General features: G+C 74.4%; 21 protein-coding genes. 14 read left to right on the top strand and 7 right to left on the bottom strand.

Annotation, left to right across the window (positions count from 1 at the left end; genetic code table 11):
• The first annotated feature begins 21 nt into the window (after nucleotides 1-21).
• The gene (locus tag ACFYZ3_RS24065; protein WP_388521259.1) at nucleotides 22-822 is read left to right on the top strand and encodes a pectate lyase; all 801 of its coding nucleotides are present in this window, start codon (nucleotides 22-24) and stop codon (nucleotides 820-822) included.
• A 4-nt stretch (nucleotides 823-826) separates the two neighbouring features.
• Here ACFYZ3_RS24065 and ACFYZ3_RS24060 read toward each other — a convergent pair whose 3' ends face one another.
• Complete coding sequence (locus ACFYZ3_RS24060; RefSeq protein ID WP_388521532.1) at nucleotides 827-1,579, bottom strand: PaaX family transcriptional regulator C-terminal domain-containing protein; 753 nt, start codon at nucleotides 1,577-1,579, stop codon at nucleotides 827-829.
• 102 nt (nucleotides 1,580-1,681) lie between these two features.
• Between ACFYZ3_RS24060 and ACFYZ3_RS24055 the strand changes: the two genes are divergently transcribed.
• From ACFYZ3_RS24055 to ACFYZ3_RS24035, 5 genes are all read left to right on the top strand, one after another.
• On the top strand, nucleotides 1,682-3,385 hold the full coding sequence (locus tag ACFYZ3_RS24055) for a DNA alkylation response protein (protein ID WP_388521256.1): 1,704 nt from the start codon (nucleotides 1,682-1,684) through the stop codon (nucleotides 3,383-3,385).
• Between the two features lie 81 nt (nucleotides 3,386-3,466).
• Nucleotides 3,467-4,618 (top strand): WD40/YVTN/BNR-like repeat-containing protein, encoded by a 1,152-nt coding sequence (locus tag ACFYZ3_RS24050; RefSeq protein ID WP_388521252.1) that lies wholly within the window; start codon nucleotides 3,467-3,469, stop codon nucleotides 4,616-4,618.
• A 70-nt stretch (nucleotides 4,619-4,688) separates the two neighbouring features.
• A complete protein-coding gene (locus ACFYZ3_RS24045; protein ID WP_361013465.1) occupies nucleotides 4,689-5,366 on the top strand; it encodes a uracil-DNA glycosylase in 678 nt (225 codons plus the stop codon).
• The gene (locus ACFYZ3_RS24040) at nucleotides 5,363-6,349 is read left to right on the top strand and encodes an N-acetylglucosamine kinase (RefSeq protein ID WP_388521249.1); all 987 of its coding nucleotides are present in this window, start codon (nucleotides 5,363-5,365) and stop codon (nucleotides 6,347-6,349) included. The genes ACFYZ3_RS24045 and ACFYZ3_RS24040 overlap by 4 nt, the downstream gene beginning before the upstream one ends.
• A gap of 138 nt (nucleotides 6,350-6,487) precedes the next feature.
• A complete protein-coding gene (locus ACFYZ3_RS24035; RefSeq protein ID WP_388521246.1) occupies nucleotides 6,488-7,414 on the top strand; it encodes a sirohydrochlorin chelatase in 927 nt (308 codons plus the stop codon).
• Nucleotides 7,415-7,699: 285 nt separating this feature from the next.
• Here the strand turns inward: ACFYZ3_RS24035 and ACFYZ3_RS24030 are convergent, their stop codons facing one another.
• Both ACFYZ3_RS24030 and ACFYZ3_RS24025 read right to left on the bottom strand, forming a co-directional pair.
• A complete protein-coding gene (locus tag ACFYZ3_RS24030; protein WP_388521244.1) occupies nucleotides 7,700-8,737 on the bottom strand; it encodes a lactonase family protein in 1,038 nt (345 codons plus the stop codon).
• 135 nt (nucleotides 8,738-8,872) lie between these two features.
• Nucleotides 8,873-10,363, bottom strand: coding sequence for an FUSC family protein (locus ACFYZ3_RS24025; protein WP_388521241.1), 1,491 nt, complete (start codon nucleotides 10,361-10,363; stop codon nucleotides 8,873-8,875).
• A gap of 218 nt (nucleotides 10,364-10,581) precedes the next feature.
• Between ACFYZ3_RS24025 and ACFYZ3_RS24020 the strand changes: the two genes are divergently transcribed.
• The 3 genes from ACFYZ3_RS24020 to ACFYZ3_RS24010 all read left to right on the top strand — a co-directional run bounded on the left by ACFYZ3_RS24020 (nucleotide 10,582) and on the right by ACFYZ3_RS24010 (nucleotide 12,626).
• Complete coding sequence (locus tag ACFYZ3_RS24020) at nucleotides 10,582-11,058, top strand: Lrp/AsnC family transcriptional regulator (RefSeq protein ID WP_388521238.1); 477 nt, start codon at nucleotides 10,582-10,584, stop codon at nucleotides 11,056-11,058.
• 36 nt (nucleotides 11,059-11,094) lie between these two features.
• On the top strand, nucleotides 11,095-11,802 hold the full coding sequence (locus ACFYZ3_RS24015) for an HAD family hydrolase (protein ID WP_388521529.1): 708 nt from the start codon (nucleotides 11,095-11,097) through the stop codon (nucleotides 11,800-11,802).
• Between the two features lie 83 nt (nucleotides 11,803-11,885).
• Nucleotides 11,886-12,626 carry a DUF4142 domain-containing protein gene (locus ACFYZ3_RS24010; protein ID WP_388521235.1) on the top strand — a complete coding sequence of 247 codons (741 nt, stop codon included), beginning with the start codon at nucleotides 11,886-11,888 and terminating at the stop codon, nucleotides 12,624-12,626.
• Nucleotides 12,627-12,697: 71 nt separating this feature from the next.
• Here the strand turns inward: ACFYZ3_RS24010 and ACFYZ3_RS24005 are convergent, their stop codons facing one another.
• A complete protein-coding gene (locus tag ACFYZ3_RS24005) occupies nucleotides 12,698-13,546 on the bottom strand; it encodes a LysR substrate-binding domain-containing protein (RefSeq protein WP_388521232.1) in 849 nt (282 codons plus the stop codon).
• A gap of 58 nt (nucleotides 13,547-13,604) precedes the next feature.
• Between ACFYZ3_RS24005 and ACFYZ3_RS24000 the strand changes: the two genes are divergently transcribed.
• Entirely contained in the window at nucleotides 13,605-14,003 is a 399-nt protein-coding gene (locus ACFYZ3_RS24000) for a DUF5997 family protein (protein WP_388521230.1), read from the top strand.
• Nucleotides 14,004-14,078: 75 nt separating this feature from the next.
• On the opposite strand, the gene ACFYZ3_RS23995 is transcribed toward ACFYZ3_RS24000, so the two are convergent.
• The 3 genes from ACFYZ3_RS23995 to ACFYZ3_RS23985 form a co-directional block, all read right to left on the bottom strand.
• Nucleotides 14,079-14,570, bottom strand: coding sequence for a DUF1360 domain-containing protein (locus ACFYZ3_RS23995; RefSeq protein WP_388521227.1), 492 nt, complete (start codon nucleotides 14,568-14,570; stop codon nucleotides 14,079-14,081).
• Nucleotides 14,571-14,612: 42 nt separating this feature from the next.
• Nucleotides 14,613-14,999: a DUF2267 domain-containing protein gene (locus ACFYZ3_RS23990; RefSeq protein WP_361013489.1), complete on the bottom strand. Its 387-nt coding sequence runs from the start codon at nucleotides 14,997-14,999 to the stop codon at nucleotides 14,613-14,615.
• A gap of 98 nt (nucleotides 15,000-15,097) precedes the next feature.
• A complete protein-coding gene (locus tag ACFYZ3_RS23985; protein ID WP_388521526.1) occupies nucleotides 15,098-16,183 on the bottom strand; it encodes a galactosyldiacylglycerol synthase in 1,086 nt (361 codons plus the stop codon).
• Nucleotides 16,184-16,436: 253 nt separating this feature from the next.
• Between ACFYZ3_RS23985 and ACFYZ3_RS23980 the strand changes: the two genes are divergently transcribed.
• From ACFYZ3_RS23980 to ACFYZ3_RS23965, 4 genes are all read left to right on the top strand, one after another.
• Entirely contained in the window at nucleotides 16,437-17,291 is an 855-nt protein-coding gene (locus ACFYZ3_RS23980; protein WP_388521224.1) for an SDR family NAD(P)-dependent oxidoreductase, read from the top strand.
• A gap of 16 nt (nucleotides 17,292-17,307) precedes the next feature.
• The gene (locus tag ACFYZ3_RS23975; protein ID WP_388521222.1) at nucleotides 17,308-18,216 is read left to right on the top strand and encodes a DMT family transporter; all 909 of its coding nucleotides are present in this window, start codon (nucleotides 17,308-17,310) and stop codon (nucleotides 18,214-18,216) included.
• Between the two features lie 95 nt (nucleotides 18,217-18,311).
• Nucleotides 18,312-19,100: a polysaccharide deacetylase family protein gene (locus ACFYZ3_RS23970; protein ID WP_388521523.1), complete on the top strand. Its 789-nt coding sequence runs from the start codon at nucleotides 18,312-18,314 to the stop codon at nucleotides 19,098-19,100.
• A 10-nt stretch (nucleotides 19,101-19,110) separates the two neighbouring features.
• On the top strand, nucleotides 19,111-20,886 hold the full coding sequence (locus ACFYZ3_RS23965) for a glycoside hydrolase family 15 protein (RefSeq protein ID WP_388521220.1): 1,776 nt from the start codon (nucleotides 19,111-19,113) through the stop codon (nucleotides 20,884-20,886).
• Nucleotides 20,887-20,895 lie beyond the last annotated feature (9 nt).

The following is a 20,895-nucleotide window of genomic DNA, read 5'->3' as shown; positions in this document are numbered from 1 at the left end:
CCCTTTGGAAGGGACCAGAACATGACCCCTGTGACACGACCGCGCACGCGGCGCGCGGTGACCGGCGCTCTGGGCGCACTCGGCCTTTCGGTTGGCATGCTCATGACCTCCGGGGCCTCCTCGGCACAGGCCGCCACCTGGCCGACCCCCAACGGCAGCGAAGGCGTCTCCTCCACCATCTCGGTCTCCGGCACCAAGGACTACGGGATGAAGCGCCTGTACGGCACCGGCGACCTGGGCTCCGGCGGCCAGGACGAGGACCAGGGCCCGATCCTGGAACTGGCCCCCGGCGCCGTCCTGAAGAACGTGATCATCGGCGCCCCGGCCGCGGACGGCGTGCACTGCGAGGGCAGTTGCACGCTCCAGAACGTCTGGTGGGAGGACGTCGGCGAGGACGCGGCGACCTTCCGGGGCTCCTCGTCGTCGAACGTCTACACGGTCTCCGGCGGCGGCGCCAAGGAGGCCGACGACAAGGTGTTCCAGTTCAACGGCGCCGGCACACTGAACGTCTCCGGCTTCGCCGTCAAGAACTTCGGCACCTTCGTCCGGTCCTGCGGCAACTGCTCGACGCAGCACAAGCGCACCATCAACCTCAGCGGCATCGAGGTGAACTGGAAGGGCGGCCGGATCGCCGGCATCAACACCAACTACGGCGACAGCGCGACCCTGCGCAACATCACGATCGTCGGGGACGGCAGCAAGAAGATCGTCCCGTGCCAGAAGTACATCGGCAACGACGACGGCGACGAGCCGGACTCGAACGGCTCCGGCGCCGACGGCACCTACTGCAAGTACTCCTCGTCCGACATCACCTACAAGTGACGCGTCAGGTCCGGGTGCCGTGCGCCCGGACCTGCCCGGACTGCTCCCGCTGGTAGCGCGCATAGGCGTCCCGCAGAGCCGTCCCCGGCCAGTCGGGCGGGAGCAGTTCCAAAGGCAGCACCGGGTCGGCGAGCAGGTGGCGCACGACGGCCGCGAAGGCGGTGAGCCGGCCGGCCGGGCGCCGGGCCCGGCCGACCTGGGCGAGCAGCGCCCGTGCCGTGTCCGCCCAGGCGTCCAACGGCCACAGACGCGCGGCCAGTTCGCGGGCAGGGGCCTCGGGACGGGAGACGAGCCGCTCGGCCACCCGGTCGAGAGCCGCGGGCAGCGGGCGGTCGAGGTTGGCGGGGCGCAGCCAGACGCCCTCGCGGAGTTCGGCCAGACGCAGGGCGGTCAGCCCGGCCCGCAGCTCGGCACGGGCGGCGGGACCGCGCCCCGTCGCGGTGATCACGAGCGTCTCCCAGTCGCCGTCCCACGCGCGCGTGTGCGGGCGCAGGGCCTCGTCCTGGCGCCGCTGGCGCTCCAGCAGCCGCTCGCTGAGCCGGTAGCCGGTGTCCGTGCGGCACAGGTCCCCGGCGGCAGCCATCCGGCTCAGCGCCGCGCGCGCGGTGGAGGCGCCGACGTCGAACCCCTCCACGAGCCGCACCAGGTCCCGCGCCGGCAGCTCCGGCGGATGGGTGCCGAGCAGCAGGCTCAGAACGACCGACCGCGCGGACAGCGGACGCAGCGCGAGCCCGTCGGGGGCCTCGGAGGCGGTCATCCGCGCGCGGGGGTGTCGTTCGTCCACATGGGCACGTACTGTACGTGCGCCCACGGTGTTGCACTATTGCTACGGCCGCAGGAATAGTGCAACACTCGAATCATGACGACACTCGCGCAGGAGCCGCCGTACGAGTCCGACGAGCCGTCCGAGGAGCCCTGGGGCGGCCCCGAGGGGTACGCGACGCACGACGTCACCAATCAGCCCCCTCCGCTGGCCCCCTACGACGCGTCCGACGACACGGTCCTGCTGGAGGGCGTGCGGCGGGAGGGCGCCGGCTGGGCCGAGGACGGCTTGCGACGGCTGGGCCGCCGGGCGGGCAGCGCGGAGGCGCAGGACTGGGGCGACCTCGCGAACCGGTACGAGCCCGTGCTGCGCACCCACGACCGGTACGGCAACCGGGTCGACGAGGTCGAGTACCACCCGAGCTGGCACCACCTGATGCGGGTGGCCGTCGGCGAGGGCCTGGCCGGGGCGCCGTGGGCCGACGGGCGGCCGGGCGCCCACGTCGCGCGGACCGCCGGCGGGCTGGTCTGGGGTCACACGGAGGCGGGGCACGGGTGCCCGACCTCGATGACGTACGCGGCGGTCCCCGCGCTGCGTGCCCAGCCCGAGCTGGCGAAGGTCTACGAGCCGCTGCTGACCTCCCGGGAGTACGAACCGGGGCTGCGGACACCCACGGAAAAGCGCGGTCTGCTGGCCGGCATGGGGATGACCGAGAAGCAGGGCGGCTCGGACGTCCGGACGAACACCACGACGGCCACCGCGACCGCCGAGCCCGGCGTCTACACGCTGCGCGGGCACAAGTGGTTCACGTCGGCGCCGATGTGCGACGTGTTCCTGGTGCTGGCGCAGGCGCCCGGGGGCCTGTCCTGCTTCCTGGTGCCCCGCGTACTGCCCGACGGGACCCGCAACACCTTCCGCGTCCAGCGCCTGAAGGACAAGCTCGGCAACCGGTCCAACGCGTCCTCGGAGCCCGAGTTCGACGGGACGGTGGCCTGGCTGGTCGGGCCCGAGGGACAGGGCGTCAAGACGATCATCGAGATGGTCAACTGCACCCGGCTGGACTGTGTGATGGCGTCGGCGACGCTGATGCGCAAGACCCTCGTCGAGGCCGGCCACCATGTACGGCACCGCAGCGCCTTCGGCGCCCGGCTGGTGGACCAGCCGCTGATGCGCAACGTCTTGGCCGACCTCGCGCTGGAGTCCGAGGCCGCGACCACGCTCACCCTGCGGCTGGCCGGCGCGGCCGACCGCGCCGTGCGCGGCGACGAGGGAGAGGCGGCGTTCCGGCGGATCGCCACCGCCGCCGGGAAGTACTGGGTGACCAAGCGGGGACCGGCGTTCACCGCGGAGGCCCTGGAGTGCCTGGGCGGCAACGGCTACGTGGAGGAGTCGGGCATGCCCCGCCACTACCGGGAGGCGCCACTGCTGTCGATCTGGGAGGGGTCGGGAAACGTCAACGCCCTCGACGTGCTGCGGGCGCTGGGCCGCTCCCCCGCCGCCGCGCACGCGCTCTTCGGTGAACTGTCCCTGGCGCGCGGGGCGGACGCCCGGCTGGACGCGGCTGCGGACCGGCTTCGGGCGGGGCTCACCGAGGCGTCCGAGACCGGCGCCCGCCGCCTGGTGGAGCTGATGGCCCTCACCCTCCAGGCCTCCCTCCTGGTCCGGCATGCCCCGCCCGCCGTCGCCGACGCCTTCTGCGCCACCCGGCTCGGCGGCGACTGGGGGCACGCCTTCGGCACGCTGCCGGACACGGCCGACCTCGACGGGATCCTGGCGCGGGCCCTTCCGGGCGAGGGCTGAACCGGCGGCGGCAAGAAACCTCCCCGGACCCGACGCCACCGTTCTGACCTGCGCCGACACTCCTTCCGGGGGTGACTGTCAGTGCCTGGGTGCAGACTGGCCCGTGTCCGAGACGAAGGCGTCGACGAGGACGCCGCGGAGGTGATCGGCATGACCGAGGTACTGCTCGCCGTGGGCACCCGCAAGGGCCTGTTCATCGGGCGCCGGCGGGGTGGCTCCTGGGAGTTCGACGAGAGTCCCTACTTCAACGCACAGGCGGTCTACTCCGTCGCCCTCGACACCCGCGGCGACACCCCGCGGCTGCTGGCCGGCGGCGACAGCGCGCACTGGGGGCCGTCGGTGTTCCACTCCGACGACCTGGGCCGGACCTGGACCGAACCGGCCGCGCCCGCCGTCAGGTTCCCCAAGGACACCGGCGCCTCCCTGGAGCGGGTGTGGCAGCTGCACCCGTCTGCCGCCGAGCCGGACGTGGTGTACGCGGGCACGGAACCGGCGGCGCTGTACCGCTCGGAGGACCGTGGTGAGAGCTTCGAGCTGGTCCGCCCGCTGTGGGAGCACCCCACACGGTCGAAGTGGGTGCCGGGCGGCGGCGAGGGGCTGCACACCGTCCTCACCGACGCGCGCGACCCCAGGTCCGTGACGGTCGCCGTCTCGACCGCGGGCGTCTTCCGCACCGCCGACGGCGGCGCGAGCTGGGCGCCGTCCAACTCCGGCGTCTCCGCCGTCTTCCTGCCGGACCCCGACCCGGAGTTCGGCCAGTGCGTGCACAAGGTCGCGCGCGACGCGGCCACCCCCGACCGCCTGTACCTCCAGAACCACTGGGGGGTCTACCGCAGCGACGACGCCGGAGCGCACTGGACGGACATCGGCGAGGGCCTGCCCTCCACGTTCGGTTTCGCGGTGGCCGCCCACCCGCACCGCGGCGACACGGCGTACGTCTTCCCGATCAACGCCGACGCCGACCGGGTGCCCGCGGACCACCGGTGCCGGGTCTTCCGCACGGCGGACGCGGGCAAGACCTGGGAGCCGCTCTCGGCGGGCCTGCCCCAGGAGGACCACTACGGCACGGTGCTGCGCGACGCGCTGTCCACGGACGACGCGGAGCAGGCGGGCGTGTACTTCGGCAACCGCAACGGCGAGGTGTTCGCGTCGGCCGACGACGGCGACAGCTGGCGGCAGTTGGCCTCCCACCTGCCGGACGTGCTGTGCGTGCGGGCCGCGGTCGTCGCATGACCCGAACCGGGGGGACCGGCCTTGGCCACTGGTTGATCGGCGTCACCCGTACGGCAGTAGGGTGACGCCCGTGGCACCACGACCCTTGAATGAAATCGTCGAAGCGGGCTGGGCGAAGGCCCTGGAACCCGTCGCCGGACGGATCACCTCGATGGGTGAGTTCCTGCGCGCGGAGATCGCCGCCGGACGCACCTACCTCCCGGCGGGGGCGAACGTCCTGCGGGCCTTCCAACAGCCCTTCGACGATGTCCGGGTCCTGATCGTCGGACAGGATCCCTATCCCACTCCGGGGCACGCCGTCGGACTGTCGTTCTCCGTCGCGCCCGAGGTACGCCCGCTGCCCGGCAGCCTCGTCAACATCTTCCGGGAGCTGAACACCGACCTGGGTCTTCCGCAGCCGTCCAACGGGGATCTGACGCCCTGGACGCAGCAGGGCGTGCTGCTGCTCAACAGGGCGCTCACCACGGCCCCGCGCAAGCCCGCGGCCCACCGCGGCAAGGGCTGGGAGGAGGTCACCGAGCAGGCGATACGGGCGCTGGCGGCACGCGGCAAGCCGATGGTGTCCATCCTCTGGGGCCGCGACGCCCGCAATCTGCGGCCGCTGCTCGGCGACCTGCCGGCCGTGGAGTCGGCGCACCCGTCCCCGATGTCGGCCGACCGGGGCTTCTTCGGCTCCCGTCCGTTCAGCCGGGCCAACGACCTGCTGATGCGCCTGGGAGGTCAGCCGGTGGACTGGCGCCTGCCGTGAGCACCGGCTTCCTGGCCGTGGACTCCGGCGGCTCGGGGCTGCGCATAGTCGTCGGCGCCGTCGGCGACAGCGGCGGCGTGCGCGGCCCGCTCGGTCGGCGGGTCTCGCGGGAGCCCGTCCGCACCGGTGCGCGCGGGATCGACCCCGGGCACCTCCTGGGGCAACTGCTGCCGATGGCCAGGGCGTTGATCACCGAGAGCGGCGTCACCCGGCTCGACACCGTCGTCGTCGGGGCCGCCGGGCTGGCCACGCTGGGCGACGCGCTGCGGGCCGAACTGCCGGGCTCCCTGGCCCGGGAGCTGGGCGTGCGGACGGTCGCTCTGGTCGCCGACGCCGTCACCGCGTACGTGGGCGCGCTCGGGCCACGGGCCGGGGCCGTGGTGGCCGCCGGTACCGGCCTGATCGCGGTCGGCACCGACCTGACGCGCTGGCGCCGGGCGGACGGCTGGGGGCATCTGCTGGGCGACTGCGGCGGCGGTGCCTGGATCGGGCGGGCCGGTCTCGAGGCGGCGCTGCGCGCCCACGACGGGCGGGCGGGCGGCTCCGCTCCGCTGCTGGCCCGCGCCGAGGAGCGTTTCGGCCCGGCGGCGGGACTGCCCGGGCAGGTGTATCCGCGGTCCGACCGTCCCGCCGTCCTGGCCTCCTTCGCACCGGAGGTGGCGGCGTGCGCGGCCACCGACCCCGTCGCGGCGGAGATCCTCGGGGCCGCCGCCCGGCACCTGGCCGACTCGGCCGCCGCGGTCTGTCCGGCCGCCGGTGAGCCCCTCGTCGCCGTCACCGGCGGGCTGACGCGGCTGGGCGATCCGCTCCTCGTACCGCTGGGGGAGGAGCTGGCGAAGCGTCTGCCGCAGGCGCGGTGGACGGACGCCGAGGGTGATCCGCTGGACGGCTCGGTCCGGGTCGCGACCGGCCTGGCGACCGGTTCATTCACGCTTCCGACTGACGACAGAATGCTGTGGGTGACGACCGTGCCGGACGGCTGAGAACCGGTCCGCCGACGAGGTGAATCATGCCGATGTCGGCCGATCCGTACATCACACATCAGACAAAACCGGACGGATACCGCTCACCTGCACCCTCCCCGAACAGGGAAACCCCGGAAACCAGTAACATGCGGCGCCATGAGCTCCCCCACTGGGCCCGCGTCCGGCCTGCCAGTACGAATGCCGCGCCCCCGCCAGCCCGGACGGCACCGCCGTCCCGAACCACTGGTGGCTCCCGAGGGCGCGCCGGCGCTCGTCCTCGCGGTGCCGGGGACGCCCAGCAGCGCCACCCGAAGCCTCGCCGACGAGGTCATCAGCATCGCCCGTTCCGAGCTGCCCGGGCTCGACGCCCGGATCGGCCACCTCGACGGGGACGACGACGCCGAGTTCCCCTCTCTGACCACCGTGCTCGTCCGGGCCGCCGAGGAGCGCACCGCCCGCTTCGAGCAGGCGCGCGCCGCCGGACTGGACGTGAAGGAGCCGGAGGGCCCCGTCGCGGTCGTCGTGCCGCTGCTCGCCGGGCCGGACAACTCGCTGCTGCGCCGGATCCGGCAGGCCGTGATGGACAGCAAGATCGCGGCCGAGCTGACCGACGTCCTCGGGCCGCACCCGCTGCTGGCCGAGGCGCTGCACGTGCGGCTCTCCGAGGCCGGTCTGGCCCGCGCCGACCGCGCCCGGCTGTTCACCGTGGCGACCGCCGCGGACGGCATCATCCTCGCCTCCGTCGGCGGTGACGAGGCTGTCCAGGCGGCCGGGATCACCGGCATGCTGCTCGCCGCGCGCCTGGCCGTGCCGGTGATCGCGGCGGCGCTGGACGAGGAGGGCTCGATCGCGTCCGTCGCCGAGCAGCTGCGCTCCTCGGGCTCCCAGCAGCTGGCGCTCGCGCCGTATCTGATCGGTCCGGAGATCGAGGCGTCCGTGCTGGAGGAGGCGGCCAAGGAGGCAGGCTGCGCCACCGCCGAGCCGCTCGGCCCGTACCCGGCGATCGGCAAGCTGGCGCTTGCCAAGTACACGACGGCGCTGGGCATCTCGCCGCAGCCTGCGCAGGGGGCGCCGGTTCGGTGAAGTGCGCGTGCGCTTGCTTTTCCAGGCGTGCGTGAAGGGGCCCGCTCCTCTGCAGGAGCGGGCCCCTTCCGTATGTCCCGGGTTCCGGCGGCGCCTGTCGAGATCGTGCCCTGCGTCCGTGCGGGGCGGGGGGCGCGCTGCCCGGCGCCGGCGGAGTGGCCGCCTGCGCCCACCCGTGCCGCCCGGGGGTACCTCCCAGGCCGTTCCGGCACTGACGGAGGCACGACCGCCCGCAGGCTGGGGAGGCACGACTGCCCGCAGCTGAGGGCAACCGGCCGCCCGCGGCTAGGGGGCGAAGATCACGCAGGAGGCTGCCGGGACCGCGAGGGAGCCCGTGCGGCGGGGGATGCCTGTGGCCGGGTCGAGGGCGAACCAGGTCACGTCTCCGGAGCGCTCGTTGGCCGCGTACAGGAAGCCGTCGGACACGGCGATGTCACGGGGCCAGTGCCCGCCGCAGGGCACGGTGGCGGACAGCCGCAGGCCGTCCGGTTCCACGACGAACACGGACAGGACGTCCTCGCCGCGGGTCGCGGTCCACACGAAGCGGCCGTCGGGCGACACCGCGATGCCGGACGGGTAGGCGTCGCCCGCCGGGGCCCCCGGCAGCAGCGGCACCTCGGTGAGGGGCTTGAGCACGCCGTCGGCGGCGTCCCAGTGGCAGACGGTGACGGTGGGCGCCAGTTCGTTGACGACGTAGGCCTGGGAACCGTCCGGATGGAAGGCCAGGTGCCGCGGTCCCGACCCCGGCCGCAGCGCGACCTCCCGGTGCACGGCGGGCGCACCGTCGGTCAGGGTGCAGACCCGCACGGAGTCGGTGCCCAAGTCCACGCTGACGGCCCAGCGCCCGCTGGGGTCGGGCCGCACCTGGTGGGCGTGCGGTCCCTGCTGACGCTGGACGTGCGGGCCGGAGCCGGTGTGCCGCAGCACGCCGGACGCGGAGCGGGCGAGGGTGCCGTCGGCCCGGACCGGTACGGCGGTGACGGTGCCGGAACCGTAGTTGGCGGTCAGCACGTGCCCGGCGTACAGGCTGAGGTGGGTCGGTCCGTCGCCCTCGACGGGCACCGGCCGCCCGGTGGGCTCGGGCCTGTCCCCGCTCACCCGGTAGGCGGCCACCGCGCCCTCGGCCGTCTCGCTGACGGCGTAGAGCGTGCCCCCGTCGGGTGCCAGGGCCAGGTAGGAAGGGTCGGCCAGACCGTCCGTGCCGCTCACGACCGTGAGGGCGCCGTTGCCGGGGGCGACGGTCGCCGTCAGGATTCCGGGGCCGCCGGCCGCCGTGAACGACCCGATGTATGCCCGCCGCTGCCGCCTGCCGCCGTCCGTCACCGCTGCCCCTCTCGTCCCGCTTGCCCTCAGTCGCCTGGAGCGCCGACCCTGATCGTCCGCCCGGAGGCGACGGTAGCAGTCGATCACTTGCGGTCTAGACCAAACGGGTGTGGCGGGGGCGGCGGGTGGCCCGGGTCAGGCGCCGGCCAGGCGCGAGCCGGAGGGGGCGCGCAGGGGGGCGGCGAGTTCGGCGAGGGCCTGTTCCAGGTCGTGCAGGTGCGCCAAAGCGGGTTCGGCGGCGCGCTCCCCGCCCGCGTGGGCGGGGACGGCACCCCCACCGGTGAGAGCCTCGACCGCGGCCTCGACACGCCAGCAGGCGGCGGCCAGCCGGGCGTCGTGCGAGGCTTCGGGGTCGGCGGCCACGGCGACCAGGCCGCGGATCTCCCGGGCGCAGTCGTCGAGCAGGTCCAGGACCCGGCGGGCCCGCCTCCTGCGGCCGTGCATCGGGCTCAGCGGGTGCACGAGCGGGGCGATCGACAGCCGTACCCGGCCCAGCAGCTGCTCCAGCTCCGCCACGCGCGGCACCGGATCGGCGCCCTCGGCTCCGGCGAGCCGGGCGGCGGCCTCCGCGGTGCAGGCGTGCACGCAGCGCAGGGCGCGCTGGATCCACACGTCGGTGACGGCGTGCGTGGTGACCGGCAGGACGAAGAGCACGGCGAGCGCGGCGCCGAGCGCGCCCACGCCGGTCTCGGCGATCCGCAGGGCGAGCAGGCCGGGGCCGAGGACGCCCAGGAGGCCGTAGAGCAGCTCGGCGAGCAGGGTGACGCAGAGCATCATCCAGGTGTAGGAGACCGCGGCGGTGTAGAAGATGCCGAAGACGCAGGCGGCGGCCAGCACGGCGGTGGGCACCGGGGACCCGGCCACCGGCACGGCGATCAGGAAGCCCAGGCCGATGCCGACGACCGTGCCGAGGACCCGGCGGAAGCCGCGCACCAGCGTCTCGCCGCGCGAGGTGGTGTTGACGAACACCCACCAGGTGGCGCCGACGGCCCAGTACCAGCGGTCCCCGGACACCAGCTGGCCCACGACCAGGGCGAAACCGGCGCCCGCGGTGGCCTGCACGGCCTGCCGGGTGGTGATGCGGGCCAGCCCCGTGCCGGCGGGCGGCGCGGGGACGGCGGGCGCGGGACGGCGGCGCTCGTAGCACCACAGACCGAACCGCACCGCCGCGGCGGTGGCCACGGACAGCAGGACGGCGGCGAACATCTCGGGCAGCCGGTCGGTGGTGGCGTGCAGGAACTGGGCGATGAAGAAGGTCATGAAGGCGAAGACGCCGAGGCTGTGCCCGCGCGGGCCCCAGCGGCGCGCGTACACGCCCACGCCGACGACGGCGAGGAAGGTGAGGTCCCGGGCCACGGGGAGGCCGTGCAGCGCGGCGGCGGCGGTGAGCACGGGCAGCCCGGCGACCGGCAGCAGCGCGGTGGTGACGGCCTGGCCCCGCACGGTGGCGTCGGTGACGGTGAAGAGCGCGAGCAGAGCGGCGAGGCCGCCGATGATCGCGCCGATCAGGGAGGTACCGGCCAGCCCGCACACCACGACGGCCAGCCCGATGCCGAGGACGGCCCGGGCGGCGAACCGCAGCCGGGACCGTCCCGGGTCCGGGCTCACGAACACCTTCTTCAGCACTGATTACCACCCCCTCGCTCGCTCACGCCCATCGGCCCGGAAGTCACCACATGCAAAAGGCGCCGCGGGGTCCGCAGCGCCATCGACATGCCTATAGGAGCATCCCGACCACCAGTGGCTCAACAGGCTGCCTTCGGAGTGGGCCATTGGTACTGTGATCACGGCATGCCTGCGGCCACCGGAGAGCCAATGGCCGACTGGAGGGAGCCGGACCCGCGATGGCCGTCGACGAACTCGACACCCGCATCCTGCGGCTGCTGCTGGAGCAGCCGCGCACCAGCGTGCGCGAGTACGCCCGTGTCCTCGGGATCGCCCGCGGCACCCTCCAGGCCCGCCTCGACCGCCTGGAGCGGGACGGCGTGATCACCGGTGCCGCCCCGTCCCTGTCCCCCGCCGCCCTGGGCCACCCGGTGCTCGCGTTCGTGCACATCGAGGTCACCCAGGGCCATCTGGACGAGGTGGGCGAGGCGCTGGCGGCCGTGCCGGAGATCGTCGAGGCGTTCTCCATCACGGGTGGCGGGGACCTACTGACCCGCGTCGTGGCCCGCGACAACGCGCATCTGGAAGACGTGGTGCAGAAGCTGATCAGCCTGCCCGGCGTGGTCCGCACCCGCAGCGAGGTGGCGTTGCGCGAGCGCGTGCCGCACCGGCTGCTGCCCCTGGTGGAGTCGATCGGGCGCTCGGCCCGCAGGTGACAGGTGATCCTTGGCATCCTGGACGCCATGAGCACCATGGGCCCGCTGGGCGGCATCTCGGTCATCTTCGATCTCGACGGAACGCTCGTGGACAGCGAGCCGAACTACTACGAAGCGGGCCGCCGCACCCTCGCCGGGTACGGCGTCCCGGACTTCACCTGGGCCGACCACGAGGCGTACGTGGGCATCAGCACCCAGGAGACGGTCGCCGACTGGAAGCGTCGGTACGGGCTGCGTGCCACGGTCGAGGAACTGCTCACCGTGAAGAACCGGCACTATCTCGGGCTCGCCCGCGCCTCGGCCCGCGCGTATCCCGAGATGCGGAAGTTCGTCGAGCTGCTGGCGGGCGAGCGCGTGCCGATGGCGGTGGCGTCGGGTTCGTCGCCCGAGGCCATCGCGACGATCCTGGCGCGCACCGGCCTGGACGCGCACCTGCGCACGGTCGTCTCGGCCGACGAGGTGGCGCGGGGCAAGCCCGCCCCCGACGTCTTCCTGGAGGCCGCCCGCCGGCTGGGCGCGGAGCCGGCCCGCTGCGTGGTGCTGGAGGATGCCGCTCCCGGTGCGGCCGCCGCACACGCGGCCGGGATGCGCTGCATCGCGATCCCCTACGTCGCGGGGCAGGCCGACGCACCGGAGTTCGCCACGGCGGAACTGCTGGTGCGCGGTGGCCAGGAGGAGTTCACCGCGCGGGCGGCGCACGACTGGCTGCGGAGCGACGGAAACAGTACGAGGGAAACAATCTGAGCAAGTGCCCGAAACGGTGATCAGACCGCCTCCCGTATCCGTATCTCCTGGTGTCCGAGCCTGTCTTCGCCCCAGGAGGCACGATGCGCATCACGCGCACCACGGCAGGGACCGCCTTCGTGGCCGGTGCCCTGGTCCTCACCCTCACCGCACTCGCCTACCCGGCCATGCTGGGGGTACAGAACGCGGGCAGTGACCAGGCCCGGGTCGTCACCAACACGCGGTACGGGCCGCTCACCGAACAGGACCGGGACTTCGTGGTGAAGGTGCGTGCCGCGGGGCTGTGGGAGCACCCGCTGGGGCTGATGGCCATGGAGCGAGGGACGACACCGGAGATGCGGCAGGCCGGTGAGCACCTGGTCGTCGGCCACTCCCGGCTGGACGCCACCTGCCGCAGGATCGCACCGGAGCTGGGCATCACCCTGCCGAACCTGGCCTCACCGCAGCAGCAGCAGTTCGTCTCGACCGTGAACGGGACGACGGGCAAGCAGTTCGACACCACCGCGGTCAACATCATGCGGATCACACACGGCCAGATCTTCCCGGCCATCGCCAACATCCGGGCCAACACCAAGAACTCCCTGGTGCGGCAACTCGCCGACCAGGCCAACGACACCGTCCTCGACCACATCACCGTGCTGGAGAAGACCGGGCTGGTCAACTTCGACCAGGTCAACTTCCAGCAGACCGCACCGCCGAACCTGCCGAAGGCGCAGCTCACGCCGCCGGCCCCGCAGCCCGGCGAGCCGGTGCTCTCGCTCACCGCGCCGCCCGGGCTCGAGGTCAACACCTCCGCGCCGACGCCCAGTCCGACGGTCCGCTGACGCACCGGAGGGCGACGGGTCGGCCGTGACCGGTCTGCCGCGCCTCGGCCGTGGCCGGTCTGCCGGCGGGGTCAGCGCTGACGCGGCCTGCCGCCGCGTCCGCCGCCCTTGCCCTTGCCGCCGCTCGCACCCCGGTGGCTGCCCGCGGTGCCGCGCCGGGCGCTCCCGGTCTGCTTCCCGCCGGTCTTGCCGCCGGTCTTGCCGCCCGAGGCTCCGCCCGTCCTGCCGCCCGTCTTCCCGGCCGCCGGTGTGCGACGCGCGGAGGGGGTCCCTTCGGCGCGTCCGCCCTTGGAGCGCGCCGGTTCCGGCTGTCGGCCCCGAGTGCTGTTGACGGTCCGGCCCCGGACGATGCCGATGAAGTCCTCGACGCGGTCGGTGTGCGCGTCCTCGGGCCAGGACAGGGCCACGCTCGACTCCGGGGCGTCCGTGACCGTCCGGTACGTGAGGTCCTTGCGGTGGTGCAGGCGGGCCAGCGACAGCGGCACGAGCAGCACCCCGATCCCGGCCGCCACCAGTTCGACGGCGTCCGCGGTGGTGGCCGGGCGCTCGAGGGCGGGCCTGCCGGGCAGCCGCTCCCAGTCGAGGACGTCGTCCAGGGGGTGCAGCACGATCTCGTCGGCGAGGTCCCCGACGGCCACCTCGTCGGCCGCGGTGACGAGATGGTCCTTGGGGACCAGCACGACCGTGGTCTCGGTGTAGAGGGGGATGGCGCTGAGCGCCGTACGGTCGACGGGCAGGCGTACGAGCCCGGCGTCGGCGTCGCCGCCCAGCAGCACGCCTGCCGCTCCGGCGGCGGGGACCTGGGTCAGGGCCAGGGGGACGTCCGGCAGCCGCTCGTTCCAGATGCGCACCCATTTGTCGGGCGTCACCCCCGGGACGTACGCGAGCCGGAACGAAGGGGGAGCTTCCGAGCCTGTCACCCGGCCAGGTTACCGGGCGTGGTCGGGAGCCACTCACACGATCGATACCCTTGGGGGCATGACGTCGCACCAGAACACCCAGACCATGAAGCCCGCGACCGCGGCGAAGAAGCTGGGTGTGTACCTCGAGGCCACACCCGCCGAGTTCCGGGAGGGCGTCGTCACGCGTGCCGAGCTGAACGCGCTCCAGGCCGACCCGCCCGAGTGGCTGCGCGAGCTGCGGCGCGACGGTCCCCACCCGCGGCCGGTGGTGGCGGCGAAGCTGGGCGTCTCCATCGCGGGCCTGCACCGGGGCGGGGTCGCCGAGCCGCTCACCACGGAGCAGATCGACGCGCTGAAGCAGGAGCGCCCGGAGTGGCTGGAGCGGGAGCAGGCGGTCCAGGCCGACGTGCGCAAGGAGGCGGCCCGGGTGAAGAAGCTGCACGCCGAGCGGGCGGAGCGCGCCGAGCGCGACTGACCGGCCGCCCGGCCCCGGGCCTCCGTCCGTTCGTTCCGTCCGTCCCCCGGTTCATTCCTCCGCTCGACCCTCGGCTCATTCCTCCGCCTTCTGCGCCGTCAGGCTCCATGCGTACTGCAGCCAGTCCGACACCACGACCGCGCTCAGGCCCGCGCACACCAGCCGCCCCGCCCTGGGCGCGACGGCATAGGTGCCCACGAGCCCGCCGGCCACCCAGGCGGAGGTACAGAACGGGCAGGAGACCAGGTCGCCGACGGCACGGCGCAGACCGGTCCCGCGCCCGGTGTCCATCACCTCGTTGGCGTTGCCCTCCCGTTCGCGGCGGGTGAACGGCGCCCGCAGGAAGCTGGTGACCTTGTCCTTGGTCAGCAGCCGGGAGGCCTTGAAGGTCGCCGTTCCCAGCAGGACCACGTCCCAGACGGGGACGGAGTCGGGCAGTCGGACCCCACGGCGCCACGCCGTCACCGTGAACGCGCCGACACCGGCCGCGAAGGTCGTCGCGAGCGCCGCGTATCCGAGGAGGGGTGTCTCCTCCCCGTCGGCGTAGCGCTGTTCAACGTCCGTCATGGGTGTCTCCTCGGTGTCGGTGGCCTGTCTCCGGGGCCGCTCTCAGTGGGGTGCCGGGCCGCCGAAGAGGTCGGCGCAGTCGGCGGGCAGGAGGGCCAGCAGTCGGTCGACGCGTTCGCGGGGCACGGCCTCGGCGAGGGTGGACAGCACGGCGCCCGCGTCCCACTCGGCGGTGCGCGGCCGGGCGCCGGTCTGCTGGGCCACCCGCCGGAGGAACTCCTCGCGCCCGAATGTCTCGGGGCGCCCGCGTTCCAGGCGCAGCGCGTCGTCCAGGGGGGCGGGCAGGTCGCGGGCCAGGTCGGCGGCCTCACCCGGCGGGATGCGGGACGCGACCACCCACAGCACGGCCGTGGCGACCTGCTCGGCCTCGTCGTCGCCGTGGAACTCACCGCGGTCGCGGACCCTGGTGAGGAAGTCGTCGAGCCGCACGGCGTCGCCTCCTTGTGCCGGTTCGCGCTCCGGGCGGGTGCCCTGTGTCCCTCCCGGGAAACGGGCGTGCGCTCCCCCTCCGTGCTCACCGCGCCCGCTCACCGCCGTGCGGCCGCACGTGCGGCGTCGGCGAGGTCGGTCACCAGCGTCAGCGCGTCCGCGTCGTCGGTGAACAGGGCGCGTCCGGCGGCGATCCGACGCCGGCGGTCCCGGCCCGGTGCGGTGACCCGCGCCAGGGCTTCGAGCAGGGCGGTCCGGTCCTCGGCGACCTCGGAGACACCCAGCGCGGCCATCCGCCGGACGCCGTGCGCGCCGTGTCCGGGTATGGGGCGATGGCCCACGACCGGCAGTCCGGCCGCGAGCGCCTGTACGGCGGTCTGGCCGGCCGCGTTGTCGATCAGGGCACGGGCGGCGTGCAGCAGGCCCGGCATGTCCGTCACCCAGCCCAGGGCGAGGACGCCGGGTGTGCCGGACAGCGTGTGGCGCAGCCGCTGGTTGTCGCCGCAGAGCACGACGGGGAGATAACCGTGGTCCACCAGGAGCCGGACGGTGGCGTCCAGGTGCGAGCCGACGCCCCAGGCACCGGCGGACAGCACCACGGCGGGCCGCCCGGGGCCGAGCCGGTCGAAGGTCTCCCGCCACTGGGCCGCCCCCGGGACGTGGCCGGCGCAGAACTCGGGCGCCACGACGGGACCGCACGCCCTGGCCGGAGTGCCGGTGCTCCCCCGCACCTCGCGCGCCGCATCCTCGGTGAGACACAGGCAGAGGTCGTTCCCGGGGTGCAGCCACTGCCGGTGGAGCTCGAAGTCGATCACGAGGACGACACTGGGCACGGGCAGCAGCCCGCGGTCCCGGAGATGGCCGGTGAGCTGGGCGCCCAGGTGGAAGACGGGCACGACCACGTCCGCGCCGGTGCGTGCGACCAGCGCGCGCAGCCGGTCTCCGGCGAGCCGGGCCAGGGGCGTCCCGCTCGGCCGGCGTCCCGCGCCGGGCCGCAGGAAGAGGCGGTACAGGGCGGCGTACGCCCACGGAAAGTGCCGTACGGAACCCCGGTAGAAGCACCTGAGGGCCGTGCCCAGGCCGTAGGGCAGGAGGGCGAGGACATCGACGGTCTGGGCGGTGTCGCCGCGTTCGCGGGCCCGCCGGACCAGTTCGGCGGCGACCGTGTCGTGGCCCGCGCCCATGCTCGCGCTGATCACCAGCAGACGTCTGGCGCCGTACGGACCGCGCGGGGCACCGGGGCGCCGGGGCACTGATGAGCTGCGAGGATGCACGACGGACCAAGTTGCCGGTGCCGCGGGTTCCAAACCCTCCCACAAGCGGGCGTTTCGGGTGGGCCCTGAGGGATACTCCGTGACCGCCCGTCCGGCCGGACGCCGGAGCCCGACCACCAGGTCGGCCGCTCCCCGGCGCCCGCCCCGAGCCAAGGTGGTCCCCATGGTCCATGCGTTCTCCCGTCCCCGGTCCGTCCCCGGACCGCAGGTCGTCGCACCCGACGCGGACCACGCGAGGCTCCGGCGGCAGCCCGTCGGGCTCCGGGACCCGCGGACCCGTACGGCGCTCGTGACGGGGGCGTCGTCCGGCATCGGCGCGGCCGTGGCCCGCCGGCTGGGTGACGAGGACGGCTGGCGGCTGGTGCTCACGGGCCGTGACCCGGTGCGGCTGCGCCAGGTCGCCGACGACACGTCGGCCACCGCCTTCGCCGCGGACCTCACCCTCCCCGGCGCCGGCCGGCAGCTCACCGACTTCACGCTGGCCACGGCGGGCCCGGTGGATCTGCTGGTGGCGGGAGCCGGGGTCGGCTGGGCCGGGGAGTTCCTGGACATGCCCCCGCACACCATCGACGAGGTGCTCGACATCAACGTGCTGGCCACGTTGCGGCTGGTGCGGCTGCTGCTGCCGGGGATGGTGGCGGCGGGGTCGGGGCGGGTGGTGCTCATCGGCTCGCTGGCGGGCAGCGTCGCGGTACGCGACGAGGCCGTGTACTCCGCCGCCAAGGCCGCGATCGGCGCCTTCGCGGACTCGCTGCGCTACGAGTTGCGGGGCACGGGCGTCGGGGTCACCCATGTGGTGCCCGGCGTCGTCGACACCCCGTTCTTCGAGCGCCGGGGCGCCCCCTACCGGCGGTCCAGGCCGCGCCCGGTGCCTCCCGAGCGCGTGGCCGACGCGGTGCGGACCGCGGTGCTGCGGGGCCGGGACGAGGTGTACGTGCCCTCGTGGCTGCGCCTGCCCTGCCGGGTGCGGGGCGCGGCCCCGGGACTGTACCGGCGGCTGGCCGCACGGTACGGATGACCGGGAGCACGCCGCGGTGAGTGTCCTCACCGTCGTCCTCGCCCTGTTCGCGGCGCTGTCCAACGCGGCGGCGTCGGTACTGCAGCGCAGGGCGGCGGCGCAGGACGAGGACCGGGCGGGGGCCCGGCACACGATGCTGCGCTCACTGCTGCGGCTGGTGCGCGACCGGTACTGGGTCGGCGGGGCGGCGCTGCTCGCACTGACGACGGTGTTGCAGGCTGCCGCCCTGGCGGTGGGCAGTCTGGCCGTCGTCCAGCCGCTGATGGCCACCGAACTGCTGTTCACCCTCGTGGTCGGCAGTGCGGTCTTCCACCGGCGTCCGGACTCGCGGACCTGGCTGGCGTTCGTGGCGCTGGCCGTGGGGCTCGCCCTGTTCCTGGGCTCGGCCTCCCCGGCGCCCGGTCACGACACCGCCACCGGGGGCCGGTGGGTCTGGGCTGGGCTGGCACTGTGCGTCCTGATGACGGTCCTCGCCTCGGTCGGCAGCCTGGTGCACGGCGCACCCCGCGCGGCGTTGTTCGGTTCGGCGTCCGCGGTGGGGTTCGGCGGTACGGCGGCGCTGCTCAAGGAGCTGACCGGGCGGCTCTCCCAGGGGGTGGGCGAGGTGCTGACCCAGTGGCCGCCGTACGCCACGGCCGTCCTGGGCGTGGCCAGCTTCCTGCTGCTGCAGAGCGCCCTGCGGGCGGGGACCCTCGCGGCCTCGCAGCCCGCGCTGACCCTTGGCGACGCGCTGACCAGCGTCGCCCTGGGCTGGGCCCTGTTCGGCGAGGAGATCCTCCTCGGGGTGCGGGTGCTGCCCGAGCTGGTCGGCGTGGCGCTGATCGGCCTCGGCAGCGTCGGACTGGCCCGGGCGCCGTCGGTGCACGGCGCCTGGGACACGGCCCCGGCGGCTCGGGACGGTCCCGCGCGGGCGGTGAAGCGGTGAGCGGAACGCCCGGACGGGCGGTACGGGAATGCACGAGGACGTCAAACGGATCAGGACGGAACGCAGTGAACAGACCCAGACCGGAGGCACCACGGATGCGGCACGGGTTTCCCACCGGACGGGCGGTGTACGCCGTCGCTCCGTTCGTCGCCGCCGCGCTGGCCCACATCGCTCCGGCCGCGACCTGGCTGCCGGAACTGCGCCGCCGGCGGTTCCCGGGCCTGGCCGGCCGGGGCAGCCCCGGCCACGTCGCGCTCACCTTCGACGACGGCCCGGATCCGGCGTCCACGCCTCGGTTCCTCGAGGCACTGGACGGACTCGGGGTACGGGCCACGTTCTTCGTCCTGGGCGAGAACGTCGTACGCCACCCCGCGCTGACCCGTGAGCTGGTCCGGCGCGGACATGAACTCGCCGTCCACGGCTGGACGCACGACCGTCCCTGGTGGCCGTCGCCGGTGCGGGACACGCGCGAGTTGCTGCGTGCCGTCCGGGTGGCGCACGAGGTGTCCGGAAGTGTGCCGCGCTGGTACCGGCCGCCCTACGGGATCCTCACCTCCGGTCGCTGGGCGGCCGCCCGGCGGGCTGGACTGCAACCCGTGCTGTGGACGGCGTGGGGCAAGGACTGGCGGCACGACGCCACGCCCGCCTCGGTACGCGCGACCGTCGCGGCCGACCTGCGCGGGGGTGGCACGGTTCTCCTCCACGACACCGACCACGCCTCCGCCCCCGGCAGCTGGCGGGCCACGCTGGGCGCGCTGCCGGACATCGTGCGCGACTGCCGCGAAGCGGGGCTGGTGGTGGGCCCACTGGGCGAGCACGGCGCAGGTGGGGCCACGGGGACCGCAGGGACGGCGGCGCCGTTTCGGTCAGCGGCGCCGGGATAGCCGTAGCGTCATGAAGGACAGCGACGATCGGCGCACGGCGGAACCGGACAAGTCCTGCCCGCCCTGGGCGCTGCGCGAGTACGCCGTGCTCGCCGACGGTGAACGAGGTGCGGTCCTGGATCCCCGCGGCCGGATCGTGTGGCTGTGCGCCCCGCGGTGGCACGACGACGCGGTGTTCTCCGCGCTGATCGGCGGGGCCGGGCACTTCACGGTGGAGCCGGCGGACCCCTGGCACGTCTGGGGCGGCTCCTACGAGGAGGGCACGCTGATCCGGATCAGCCGGTGGGTGACGGCCGACTGTGTGATCGAGTGCCGCGAGGCGCTGGCCATGCCGGCCCGCACGGACCGGCTCGTGCTGCTGCGCCGCATGCGGGTGGAGCGGGGCGAGGCGCGCTTCAACCTGGACCTGGACCCGCGGCCCGGCTTCGGGCAGGCCCGGATGCGCGACCCCCGGCGGGAAGACGGTGTGTGGACGGCCGGGGCGCAGGGGCTGCGGATGCGGCTCGCCGGGGCCCCGGACGCGGTGTGGCGGGACGGGGCGGGGCTGTGCGGCGAATTCCGGCTGCGCGAGGGCGAGAGCCACGACCTCGTCCTCGAACTGTCCGCGGCGCGGGAGACCGAACCGCTCGACGCCGACGCGCTGTGGCGGGCCACGGAACAGGAGTGGCGGCGGTCCGTGCCGGACTGCTCCCGGCTGGTCGCGCCCCGCGACGCCCGACACGCGTACGCCGTCCTGCGCGGGCTGACCAGCGTCTCCGGCGGGATGGTCGCCGCCGCGACCACGTCCCTGCCGGAACGGGCCAACAGCGGGCGCAACTACGACTACCGCTACGCGTGGCTGCGCGACCAGTGCTACGCCGCTCTCGCGGTCGCCGCGCACGGGCCGCACCCCCTCGTCGACGACGCCGTGCGCTTCGTCTCCGAGCGCATCCTCGAGGACGGCGACCGGGTGCGCCCCGCCTACACGGTCGACGGGCGGCCGGTCGGGAAGGAGCGGTCCCTGCGGCTGCCCGGCTATCCCGGCGGCAACGACCACGTCGGCAACGACGCGGGCGCCCAGTTCCAGCTGGACACCTTCGGCGAGGCGCTGCAGTTGTTCGCGGCGGCGGCCGCGCACGACCGCCTGACCGACGAGGCGGAACGGGCCGCCGCCGTCGCCGTGGACGTGGTCGAACGGCAGTGGTTGAAGCCGGAAGCCGGTCTGTGGGAGCTGGAGGACCGGTGGTGGACCCACTCCCGGCTGAGCGTGGTGTGCGGTCTGCGGCGGATGGCCGAGGTGCTGCCCGGGGCCGAGGGGCGCCGGTGCGCCGACCTCGCCGACACGGTGCTGCGGGAGACCCGGCGCCGGTGCCTGCACGCGGACGGCCGCTGGCGGCGGGCCGAGGACGACGACGGGCCCGAGGCCGCGCTGCTGGTGCCGATGGCCCGCGGCTGCGCCTTCGGGGACGACGGCGACGCCGCCACCCGCGCGTACGTCGAATCCCGCCTGTCCGAGGACGGGTACCTGTACCGCTTCGAACACCCCGGGGTGCCGCTGGGCGAGGCCGAGGGCGCCTTCCTGCTGTGCGGCTTCGCCATGGCGCTGGCCACGCACCGGGTCGGCGACCGGGTGGACGCGTTCCGCTGGTTCGAGCGCACCCGGGCGGCCTGCGGACCGCCCGGGCTGTTCGCCGAGGAGTACGACGTGCGCCAGCGCCAGCTCCGCGGCAACCTCCCGCAGGCCTTCGTGCACGCCATGATGCTGGAGTGTGCGGTCCGCCTGGCCGGCGAGTCGGCGCTGCCCTGAGCCTTCTTC

It is taken from the genome of Streptomyces sp. NPDC001599 (assembly GCF_042893535.1).
GTDB lineage: Bacteria > Actinomycetota > Actinomycetes > Streptomycetales > Streptomycetaceae > Streptomyces.
The sequence above is the reverse complement of the archived record's forward strand: the minus strand, read 5'-3'. Positions and strand labels throughout refer to the sequence as shown.

What these genes read in the sequence shown, in the direction of transcription:
- ACFYZ3_RS24065 (WP_388521259.1), top strand. Translation starts at nt 22, where the DNA reads ATGACCCCTGTGACACGACCGCGCACGCGGCGCGCGGTGACCGGCGCT.
- ACFYZ3_RS24060 (WP_388521532.1), bottom strand. Translation starts at nt 1,579, where the DNA reads ATGACCGCCTCCGAGGCCCCCGACGGGCTCGCGCTGCGTCCGCTGTCC.
- ACFYZ3_RS24055 (WP_388521256.1), top strand. Translation starts at nt 1,682, where the DNA reads ATGACGACACTCGCGCAGGAGCCGCCGTACGAGTCCGACGAGCCGTCC.
- ACFYZ3_RS24035 (WP_388521246.1), top strand. Translation starts at nt 6,488, where the DNA reads ATGAGCTCCCCCACTGGGCCCGCGTCCGGCCTGCCAGTACGAATGCCG.
- ACFYZ3_RS24020 (WP_388521238.1), top strand. Translation starts at nt 10,582, where the DNA reads ATGGCCGTCGACGAACTCGACACCCGCATCCTGCGGCTGCTGCTGGAG.
- ACFYZ3_RS24015 (WP_388521529.1), top strand. Translation starts at nt 11,095, where the DNA reads ATGGGCCCGCTGGGCGGCATCTCGGTCATCTTCGATCTCGACGGAACG.
- ACFYZ3_RS24010 (WP_388521235.1), top strand. Translation starts at nt 11,886, where the DNA reads ATGCGCATCACGCGCACCACGGCAGGGACCGCCTTCGTGGCCGGTGCC.
- ACFYZ3_RS24000 (WP_388521230.1), top strand. Translation starts at nt 13,605, where the DNA reads ATGACGTCGCACCAGAACACCCAGACCATGAAGCCCGCGACCGCGGCG.
- ACFYZ3_RS23995 (WP_388521227.1), bottom strand. Translation starts at nt 14,570, where the DNA reads ATGACGGACGTTGAACAGCGCTACGCCGACGGGGAGGAGACACCCCTC.
- ACFYZ3_RS23985 (WP_388521526.1), bottom strand. Translation starts at nt 16,183, where the DNA reads ATGGGCGCGGGCCACGACACGGTCGCCGCCGAACTGGTCCGGCGGGCC.
- ACFYZ3_RS23980 (WP_388521224.1), top strand. Translation starts at nt 16,437, where the DNA reads ATGGTCCATGCGTTCTCCCGTCCCCGGTCCGTCCCCGGACCGCAGGTC.
- ACFYZ3_RS23970 (WP_388521523.1), top strand. Translation starts at nt 18,312, where the DNA reads ATGCGGCACGGGTTTCCCACCGGACGGGCGGTGTACGCCGTCGCTCCG.
- ACFYZ3_RS23965 (WP_388521220.1), top strand. Translation starts at nt 19,111, where the DNA reads ATGAAGGACAGCGACGATCGGCGCACGGCGGAACCGGACAAGTCCTGC.